7 protein-coding genes and 2 rRNA genes are annotated in these 9984 nt (G+C 48.6%); all 9 read left to right on the top strand.

Annotated features, from left to right (window positions below; genetic code table 11):
- Nucleotides 1-400 (top strand): 23S ribosomal RNA (locus A3842_RS18400); the annotation flags it as partial.
- A gap of 125 nt (nt 401-525) precedes the next feature.
- Nucleotides 526-642: ribosomal RNA gene (rrf, locus tag A3842_RS18395) — 5S ribosomal RNA — on the top strand.
- Between the two features lie 417 nt (nt 643-1059).
- Complete coding sequence (locus A3842_RS18390) at nt 1060-2232, top strand: GNAT family N-acetyltransferase (protein WP_074086499.1); 1173 nt, start codon at nt 1060-1062, stop codon at nt 2230-2232.
- Between the two features lie 438 nt (nt 2233-2670).
- Nucleotides 2671-3132 (top strand): CtsR family transcriptional regulator, encoded by a 462-nt coding sequence (locus A3842_RS18385; RefSeq protein WP_025707278.1) that lies wholly within the window; start codon nt 2671-2673, stop codon nt 3130-3132.
- Nucleotides 3133-3161: 29 nt separating this feature from the next.
- Nucleotides 3162-3686: a protein-arginine kinase activator protein McsA gene (gene mcsA / locus A3842_RS18380; RefSeq protein WP_074102296.1), complete on the top strand. Its 525-nt coding sequence runs from the start codon at nt 3162-3164 to the stop codon at nt 3684-3686.
- Nucleotides 3687-3714: 28 nt separating this feature from the next.
- Nucleotides 3715-4779, top strand: coding sequence for a protein-arginine kinase McsB (gene mcsB / locus A3842_RS18375; RefSeq protein WP_074086501.1), 1065 nt, complete (start codon nt 3715-3717; stop codon nt 4777-4779).
- A gap of 36 nt (nt 4780-4815) precedes the next feature.
- A complete protein-coding gene (gene clpC / locus A3842_RS18370; protein WP_074086502.1) occupies nt 4816-7284 on the top strand; it encodes an ATP-dependent protease ATP-binding subunit ClpC in 2469 nt (822 codons plus the stop codon).
- Between the two features lie 227 nt (nt 7285-7511).
- Nucleotides 7512-8879, top strand: coding sequence for a DNA repair protein RadA (radA, locus tag A3842_RS18365; protein ID WP_074086503.1), 1368 nt, complete (start codon nt 7512-7514; stop codon nt 8877-8879).
- A gap of 10 nt (nt 8880-8889) precedes the next feature.
- The gene (gene disA, locus A3842_RS18360) at nt 8890-9960 is read left to right on the top strand and encodes a DNA integrity scanning diadenylate cyclase DisA (protein WP_074086504.1); all 1071 of its coding nucleotides are present in this window, start codon (nt 8890-8892) and stop codon (nt 9958-9960) included.
- The last annotated feature ends 24 nt before the right edge of the window (nt 9961-9984 follow it).

Raw genomic sequence — 9984 nt, 5'->3', positions numbered from 1 at the left:
TTGGCACCTCGATGTCGGCTCATCGCATCCTGGGGCTGAAGTAGGTCCCAAGGGTTGGGCTGTTCGCCCATTAAAGCGGTACGCGAGCTGGGTTCAGAACGTCGTGAGACAGTTCGGTCCCTATCTGTCGTGGGCGCAGGAAATTTGAGAGGAGCTGTCCTTAGTACGAGAGGACCGGGATGGACGTACCGCTGGTGCATCAGTTGTTCCGCCAGGAGCATGGCTGAGTAGCTACGTACGGACGGGATAAGCGCTGAAAGCATCTAAGCGTGAAGCCCCCCTCAAGATGAGATTTCCCAATTAGTAAGACCCCTTGAAGACCACGAGGTAGATAGGTTGGAGGTGGAAGTGCAGCAATGCATGGAGCTGACCAATACTAATCGGTCGAGGGCTTATCCAAATGATAAAACGCAGATTCGTTTCGGATTCAGTTTTCAGGCGATCCAGCCTGAGCAAGATATCGACCGCAAAGGTCTGATATGTTCTCGCAGCGATTTCAAGAAGCGGAAGCTTCGAAAAATCATGTTTGGTGGCGATAGCGGAGGGGTTCCACGCGTACCCATCCCGAACACGACCGTTAAGCCCTCCAGCGCCGATGGTACTTGGACCGAAGGGTCCTGGGAGAGTAGGACGCCGCCAAGCAGATAAGACCACTGTTGAGTTATTAACAGTGGCTTTTTTGCGTTGTGCACGGCTGTGGAAAAGCTGTGGATAATTTTCAGTAAGTCCAGAACACTTACACACATGTGGATACAATTGCAGAGAGCGTTGTTTCCAGGATTCCTGAGGTGCAAATACATAATTCTGTGGATGAGTCAAGGGAAAAGCCGGATAATCCACGGTTTTTGTGGATAAAAAGTGGATTATGTGGACAAGTATATGGAAATAGTGGATAACTATTTTGCAGGATAATTAATTCAAAAAAATATGAATTAGTTCAGTTTTTTTCTGTGGATAACTTTTAGTGGGGGCCTTTTTCTCGAGATGATTAGCAACAGAGCCTTTTGCTTGTTATACTCTCATAGAGTGGCATTACTAACAATGATGAGGTGAGCGGAAGTGGAAATCAGGCAATTGAAATCCGAGGAGTTTGAAGCAAGTCTAAGCTTGTCCGAATATGCTTTTAAATATAAGGTTGCGGGTGAAGAGCGGGCTGAAGAGAAGCTGAAATTTAAGCCGGAAAGAGTATGGGGGGTCTTCGAAGATGAAGTGCTTGGAGCACAATTGACATTGCTTCCGCTTCAGGTTTACATACAAGGCAGGGCCGTTCCTATGGGCGGGATAGGCGGGGTTTCTACATGGCCGGAGAACCGCAGACAGGGGCTTGTAGCCAAGCTTTTATCCCATACGCTGCAAACAATGAATGAGGCAGGTCAGACATTGTCCTTTTTACATCCGTTTTTGATTCCTTTTTACCGGAAGTTTGGCTGGGAGGTCTATTGTGAGTATAAAAAATACTCCATACCAGTGGATAAGTTTCCAAGGAAAACTGAAATTCAGGGGACTGTAAAGCGTGATTCCGCAGGTCTTGATACATTGGAGGAACTCTACAGTAGATTTGCCGCTGAATATAACGGTACTCTGCAGCGTGATGCGGACTGGTGGAAGCGGAGTGTATTGGATGACCAGATACACCACTGTGTTTTTTACTCGAAACTTGGTGAGCCAGAAGGATATGTGCTGTATAAACTAATCAATAATGAACTGATCATTGATGAATTTATTTACTTGAACGAAGTGGCGCGTCAGGGCTTGTGGACATTTCTTGCCAACCACGATTCAATGATAACTGGAGCTTCTCTCAAGCAAGTACCTTCTGATGATATTCTCCCATATTTGCTTCCGGACCCGCGCATTCCACAGGAAAATTATCCATACTTTATGGGGCGGATTGTGAATGCACAAAGGTTCGTGGAGAACTTCAACTTCCGACCCGTTAACAACCTTGAGAGTAGAACTCTGTATATTGAAGATGAGCATGCACCTTGGAACAATGGCTTGTGGTTATGGACTGTATCCGAGGACGGGGCAGCAACGTTAAGTTGCTTGGAAGGGGAAAAGGCCTCTGCTGAACTGAATTGCACCATAGGTACGCTTACTGTTCTGCTGTTAGGGTACAAGCGGCCGGGAGAACTGGCCAGATACGGGCAGCTAAAAGCAAACCCAGCAGAATTGGAATGGCTGGAAAAGGTCATCCCGCAGGCGAAAACGGCATTGTTTGATTTTTTCTAATCCTGTAATTTAAGACTCTCCCGTCTTCATAATGAAGCTGGGGGAGTTTTTTGCCAAATGAAAGTCAATCGAAATCACTATTCAAAACCTTGGTTTATTCACAATGGTTAGAATACAATTGCCCTAAAACGTAAAAAATAAAAGCAACCACTTGGAATTCAGTGAGAATGTGTTATAATATGAAAAAAGTCAAAGAAAGTCAAAGTCAACGCAGCTCGAATTCAATTTATTGAAGGAAGTAGAGACAATGGTGGCAGGCTCTTCATTAATGGCTTTTTTAGTATATCTCCGGAATGATGCTGTATTGCACTCTAAGTACTGAGGTATGAATGTAGTTTCGATTCGTGTCTCTGTTCATGGGTTAAGTTCTATAGAGATCATTGCCGGACGGATGTACAGTCAGTTGCACTATAAGCTTTGAACACTGGAGGATGAGTGATGCGTAATATCTCTGATATTATCGAACAATATCTGAAGAATATTTTGCATGAAAGTCCCGAAGGTACGGTGGAAATTCAGCGCAATGACCTGGCGGACCAGTTCTCATGCGTGCCGTCTCAGATCAATTATGTCATTAGTACACGCTTTACTTTGGAAAAGGGTTATGTAGTCGAGAGCAAACGTGGCGGTGGTGGATACATCCGGATTCAGCGTTTTGAGCTGCCCCAGAATGTCGCCCTGTACGCACATCTCAATTCTACAATCGGAAAAGATATCGATCAAAATTCCGCCGAAGGACTGATTTATCAGCTGGAGGAGGCCCGGTTTCTAACCAAGCGTGAAGCGTGCCTATTGCGCGCTGCTGTTTCCCGGGAATGCCTGACGGTTAATCTGCCGTACCGGGATGAGATTCGTGCCAAGCTAATGAAGGCTATGCTTATCTCTTTATTGGGCAAATAATGGTCAAATCTTAAGGAGGGACACCGCTTATGCTTTGCCAGGAATGCGGGGTCAAACCGGCAACACTCCATTTCACAAAGATTGTGAACGGAGAGAAGACGGAGTTTCATATATGTGAAAGCTGCGCGCGGGAGAAAGGGGAGCTCATTCCTGGAACTGCTGGAGGATTCTCCATTCACAGTCTGCTGTCTGGTCTTCTGGATCTGGAAGGAGCAGGCAAGGGGAAAAATGCAGCTGCCCAGACCGTACAGAGTCTGAAATGTGAAAATTGCGGAATGACTTACTCCCAGTTCAGCAAGCTTGGTCGTTTTGGCTGCAGCTCCTGTTATAAATATTTTGACAGTACGCTGGACCCGCTCTTCAGACGGGTTCATGGCAGCACCGCTCATGTGGGTAAGCTGCCGAAACGTGCCGGAGCAAAGATCATGTGTAAACGCCAGATTGATGAACTGAAGCAGGAACTGCTGCATAGTATCGCACAGGAGGAATTTGAAACCGCAGCTGAGCTGAGGGATCAGATCCGCCAGCTTGAAAAAGAAATGCCACAAGAGTAAAGTCTTTGATATATAGGGGGGATACGACATGTCAAGTCTCCGGTTTACCGAACAAGCCCTTAGTGACTGGATGCGCTGCGGTGGCAGCCATTCCGAGATCGTCATCAGCAGCCGGATGCGGATCGCCCGCAACCTGGAGCATCTGCCCTTCCCTTTGCTGGCTTCGGCAGAGCAGTCGGAAGAGGTGCTGGATCAGCTCGCTCCTGTTTTCCAAGGAGAAGCAGCTGCGGATTTCGGCAACTTTCAACTCTTGAAACTGGATGAGCTGGATGAGCTGGACAAAAAGGTGCTTGTGGAAAAGCATCTCATTAGCCCTAACCTCGCTAACGAGTCACGGGGTGGCGCAGTCATCCTGAATGAGGACGAGTCGGTCAGTATTATGATCAACGAAGAAGACCATTTGCGCATTCAGTGTCTGTTCCCCGGTCTGCAGGTCAGAGAGGCTTGGGTAAGGGCGACAGCCATTGATGATATCTTTGAAGGCTCAGTCAATTACGCCTTTGATGATCGAAGAGGGTATTTGACCAGTTGTCCTACAAATGTGGGTACAGGGCTTCGCGCATCGGTTATGGTCCACTTGCCCGCACTTGTGATGACCCACCAGATCAACAGGATTTTATCCGCTGTCAATCAGGTAGGACTCACGGTGAGAGGGATTTATGGTGAAGGCAGTGAAGCGGTAGGGAATATCTTTCAGATCTCCAACCAGATCACGCTTGGCCAGACAGAAAGTGAAATTATCGAGAATCTCCATGGCGTAGTTACCCAGATTATTGAGCATGAGCGCAACGCGCGGGAACGGCTGTTGGTAGATTCCGCTTTGCGGATTACAGACAGAATCAAACGTTCTTACGGGATTTTGTCGTACGCGGCGGTGATGGAGCTAAAAGAGTCTGCACAACGGCTCTCCGATCTAAGGCTTGGAGTTGATCTTGGTATTTTGGAAGGACCGTCGATTTCAGTCCTCAACGAGCTGAATGTAAAGACACAGCCGGGTTTTCTGCAAAAAATGTTCGGCGACGAGCTTACAGCCACCGAACTCGATATGTACCGGGCGAAGCTGCTCCGGGAGACACTGGGATCACAACATTAATTATAGATATTTATTATCCGTGGAGGTGCAGGGGATATGATGTTTGGAAGATTTACGGAACGCGCACAAAAGGTGCTTGCGCTGGCGCAGGAAGAAGCCGTTCGTTTGGGACACAATAACATTGGGACAGAACATATTTTGCTCGGCCTGATTCGTGAAGGAGACGGCATTGCCGCTAAGGCTTTGATCGGTTTGGGTCTGGGTCTTGAAAAAATTCAGGACGAAGTGGAAACACTGATTGGCCGGGGACAAGAGCAGCCTACAAACATTGCTTATACTCCTCGTGCCAAAAAGGTTATCGAGCTGTCGATGGATGAAGCTCGTAAGCTGGGCCACACTTATGTCGGAACAGAGCATATCCTGCTCGGGCTTATCCGCGAAGGCGAGGGTGTAGCCGCCCGTGTACTCAATAACCTTGGGATCAGCCTGAATAAGGCCCGTCAGCAGGTTCTGCAGCTTCTGGGCAGCAGTGAAGCTACTTCGAGCCATAGCGGTGCTCCAGCCAATGTCAGCACGCCTACGCTGGATGGCCTGGCCCGCGATCTGACCGCTTATGCCAAAGACGGCAATCTGGATCCTGTCATTGGCCGCAGCAAGGAAATTGAGCGCGTGATTCAAGTGCTTAGCCGCCGCACCAAAAATAATCCGGTCTTGATCGGTGAACCTGGGGTAGGTAAAACAGCAATTGCCGAAGGTTTGGCGCAAAAGATCATCAACAATGAAATTCCGGAGACCCTGCGTGACAAGCGCGTAATGACTCTGGATATGGGTTCAGTAGTTGCCGGTACGAAATACCGCGGTGAGTTCGAAGACCGCCTCAAAAAAATTATGGATGAGATTCGTCAAGCGGGTAACATTGTACTCTTTATCGATGAGCTGCATACACTGATTGGTGCTGGAGGTGCGGAAGGTGCGATTGATGCTTCCAACATCCTGAAGCCTGCTCTAGCCCGTGGAGAACTGCAGTGCATTGGTGCCACCACACTGGACGAATACCGCAAATATATCGAGAAAGACGCAGCTCTTGAGCGCCGGTTCCAGCCTATTACAGTGGATCAGCCGTCTCCGGAAGAAGCTGTCCAAATTCTATACGGTCTTCGTGACCGCTATGAGGCCCATCACCGGGTGAAGATCACAGATGAAGCTATCGTGGAAGCTGTGAAGCTGTCAGACCGTTACATTCCGGATCGTTTCCTGCCGGATAAAGCGATTGACCTGATTGATGAAGCAGGCTCCAAGGTAAGACTCAACTCTTACACGATACCGCCAAATCTCAAGGAACTTGAAATGCGTCTGGATGATATCCGTAAGGAGAAGGATTCTGCTGTACAGAGCCAAGAGTTCGAAAAGGCTGCTGCACTGCGTGATACAGAGCAAAAAATCCGTGAGGAATTGGATACCACCAAGAACCAGTGGAAAGAAAAACAAGGCCGGACTGATTCTCAGGTTACACCAGAGGATATTGCTCAGGTGGTAGCCAGCTGGACAGGTATCCCTGTCAGCAAGCTGAAGGAAGAAGAGACTGACCGTCTGCTCAACATGGAGGCTCTGCTCCATGAACGTGTCATTGGTCAGGATGAAGCCGTGAAGGCAGTCAGCCGGGCACTCCGCCGGGCGCGTGCAGGCCTCAAAGACCCAAAACGTCCAATGGGTTCGTTTATCTTCCTGGGACCAACAGGGGTTGGTAAAACCGAGCTGGCGCGTGCACTTGCTGAAGCCATGTTCGGTGACGAGAATGCGGTAATCCGTATCGACATGTCAGAGTATATGGAGAAGCATTCCACTTCCCGTTTGGTCGGAGCGCCTCCAGGGTATGTGGGCTATGAAGAAGGCGGGCAATTGACCGAGAAGGTTCGCCGCAAACCATATTCTGTTGTGCTTTTGGACGAAATTGAAAAAGCTCATCCGGAAGTATTCAACATTCTGCTGCAGGTGCTGGAAGACGGCCGTCTGACCGATTCGAAAGGTCGTGTTGTCGATTTCCGCAACACACTGATCATCCTCACCTCCAATGTCGGAGCGCAGGCGATCAAGAAGAACTCGACACTTGGCTTTACAGCTGTACAGGATGCCGGAGCGGATTACACCAACATGAAGGGTAAAGTTATGGAAGAGCTGAAGAAGAGCTTCCGCCCTGAGTTCCTGAACCGTATTGACGAAATCATCGTCTTCCACTCCCTGGATGAAAAACACATTGCCGAAATTGTTACGCTTATGTCCGAGGAATTGCGCAAGCGGCTGCGTGAGTATGATGTGGACTTTGTGCTCACAGATGGAGCTAAAGCATTCCTGGCCAAAGAGGGCTATGATCCAGCCTTCGGTGCGCGTCCGCTACGTCGGGCGATTCAGAAGCACATCGAAGACCGTCTCTCCGAGGAACTGCTGAAGGGCAACATTCAAAAAGGGGATTCCCTTAACATTGATGAAGTTAATGGTGAACTTATAGTAACAAAAGTGGAAACTCCGATTGCTGTTACACAGGAAAATGAGGTTGGAACAGAATAACCTTTACTTGGTTGAAACAAAGCTTCCGCTTCTCCGTATGGAGAAGTGGGGGCTTTTTTGCGTAAAGGTACCTCGATGTTTAATTAAGCAATCATTCAGGCAGGTTAATGAAGTAAGATTCAAAAGTAGATCTTAAGTGACCTTCCGTTCAGTGTGCAGAAATGGTAAACTTTGAGTAAGAGAAATTTATCCGCAATTTTAGCAAGTTCGGACGGATAGGAGAGCACATGGCAAAACCAAAAACTAAATTTTTTTGTACCGAATGCGGCTATGAATCGCCAAAATGGTTCGGGAAATGTCCCGGCTGCCAGGCTTGGAACTCCATGGTGGAAGAGACAGAAATTGTAGTCAAAACACAAGGTATGAATGCACCGATTTTTCAAAGTAAAGAAAAGGCGCAATCGATCATAAATATAGAAAGTGACAAAGAGCCGCGTATCCTGACAGGCATTGGAGAGCTTAACCGTGTGCTGGGGGGAGGGATTGTTCCCGGTTCTCTGGTGCTGGTAGGTGGAGATCCGGGGATTGGTAAGTCGACGCTCCTGCTGCAGACTTCGCATGCGCTGACAACCCAGGGATTACGGGTGCTGTACATTTCAGGAGAAGAATCGGTCCGGCAAACAAAGCTTCGTGCGGATCGCCTTGGGGCGCTTTCTGCAGAGCTTTATGTGCTGTGTGAGACTAATATGGAGAGCATTGAAGAAGCGATTGAGCAGATTCAGCCCCAGTTCCTGGTCATTGACTCTATTCAGACTGTATTTATGCCTGAGGTAACAAGCGCACCCGGCAGTGTGACACAGGTTCGGGAATGTACGACAAGATTCATGCGGATCGCCAAAATTCGCGGGATTGCTACGGTCCTTGTAGGACATGTAACGAAAGAAGGGGCAATTGCAGGGCCACGCATGCTGGAACATATGGTCGATTGTGTTCTCTATTTTGAAGGGGAGCGTCATCATACGTACCGTTTGCTGCGTGCAGTCAAGAACCGGTTTGGATCCACAAATGAGATCGGGATTTTTGAAATGGGAGAAATCGGGCTTACGGAAGTGGAGAATCCTTCTGAGCTGTTCTTGTCGGAGCGTCCGCTCGGAGTTGCTGGGTCAGCGGTTGTAGCCAGCATGGAGGGAACCCGGCCGGTGCTTGTTGAGCTTCAGGCACTTGTAGCAGCTACCCACTTCCCTTCACCACGGCGGATGTGTACAGGTATGGACCATCAACGGATGGCTCTGATCATTGCCGTTCTGGAGAAGCGGATGGGGATGTTTTTGCAAAACCAGGATGCTTACTTGAATGTGGCTGGTGGGGTAAAGTTGGATGAGCCGGCTATTGATTTGGCAGTTGCCATTAGTATCGCCTCCAGCTTCCGGGATATTTCAACTAAGCCTTATGATGTTTTTTTTGGTGAAGTTGGACTTACGGGAGAAGTAAGAGGGGTCTCACGTGCGGAAACGCGTGTGAAAGAGGCAGCCAAGCTTGGGTTCCGGAGAGTCATTATGCCCGAGAAAAGCATGAAGGGCTGGAAGCATCCGCAGGATATCCAGATTATTGGCGTCAGCACCGTAGCAGATGCACTAGCGGTCGCGTTAGATTAGGGGGCACAGAATGACAAAGGAATTAGAAAATATGAACGATCTGCTCAGAATGGCGGCACCGGGAACACCTTTCCGGGAAGGGCTGGAAAATGTGCTGCGGGCAAAGACAGGAGCGCTCATTGTTGTCGGATATAGCCCTGAAGTGATGGAAGTTGTCGATGGCGGCTTTTCGATCAACTGTGATTTTTCACCCAATTACTTGTATGAGCTGGCCAAAATGGACGGTGCGATTATTTTAAGCGAGGATTTGAAACGGATTCTGTACGCAAATACGCAACTGATTCCAGATTCCTCCATCTCCTCAATCGAGACAGGAATCCGGCACCGTACAGCAGAGCGTGTTGCCAAGCAAACCGGCAAGCTGGTGGTTTCCATTTCCCAACGCCGCAATATAATCACACTGTACCAAGGCTCCATCCGGTATGCGCTCAAAGAAATCGGTTCGATCCTGGCCAAGGCCAATCAGGCGATCCAAACTCTGGAGAAGTACAGAGCAGTGCTAACACAGAGTTTGACCAATCTGTCTGCTTCCGAGTATGAAGGGATTGTCACTGTCGCTGAGGTGGTTGGAGTCATCCAACGCGTGGAGATGGTGCTTCGGATCAAGATGGAAATCAAACGCTATATCAACGAGCTCGGCAATGAAGGACGCCTGATCAGCATGCAAATGGAAGAACTGGTTGGAAATACAGAGGAAGAAGCATGGCTTCTGTACAGAGACTATGCAAGAGAGGAACAGGAGGACAAAATCCGCGAAATCATCTCCGGACTCAAGCGAACCAGCGACGACGATCTGATGGATGACAACCATATTGCCCGATTGCTGGGATATTCATCTACGGCGATTGCTTCGGAGGAAGTGGTAACGCCGCGTGGCTACCGCTTGCTGAACAAAATCCCAAGACTGCCTAATGTGATTATACACAATCTGGTGGAAAGGTTTGAAATGCTGCCTAACCTGATGACGGCGAGCATTGCAGAATTGGATGAGGTGGACGGTATCGGCGAAGTGCGTGCCCGTAATATTCAGGACGGACTCAAACGGCTGCAGAAACAAGTTCTTATTGACAGGCAAATGTAAATAACATACAATCACGTAATATTG

The organism is Paenibacillus sp. P3E, assembly GCF_001909045.1.
GTDB lineage: Bacteria > Bacillota > Bacilli > Paenibacillales > Paenibacillaceae > Paenibacillus_AQ > Paenibacillus_AQ helianthi.
The sequence above is the reverse complement of the archived record's forward strand: the minus strand, read 5'-3'. Positions and strand labels throughout refer to the sequence as shown.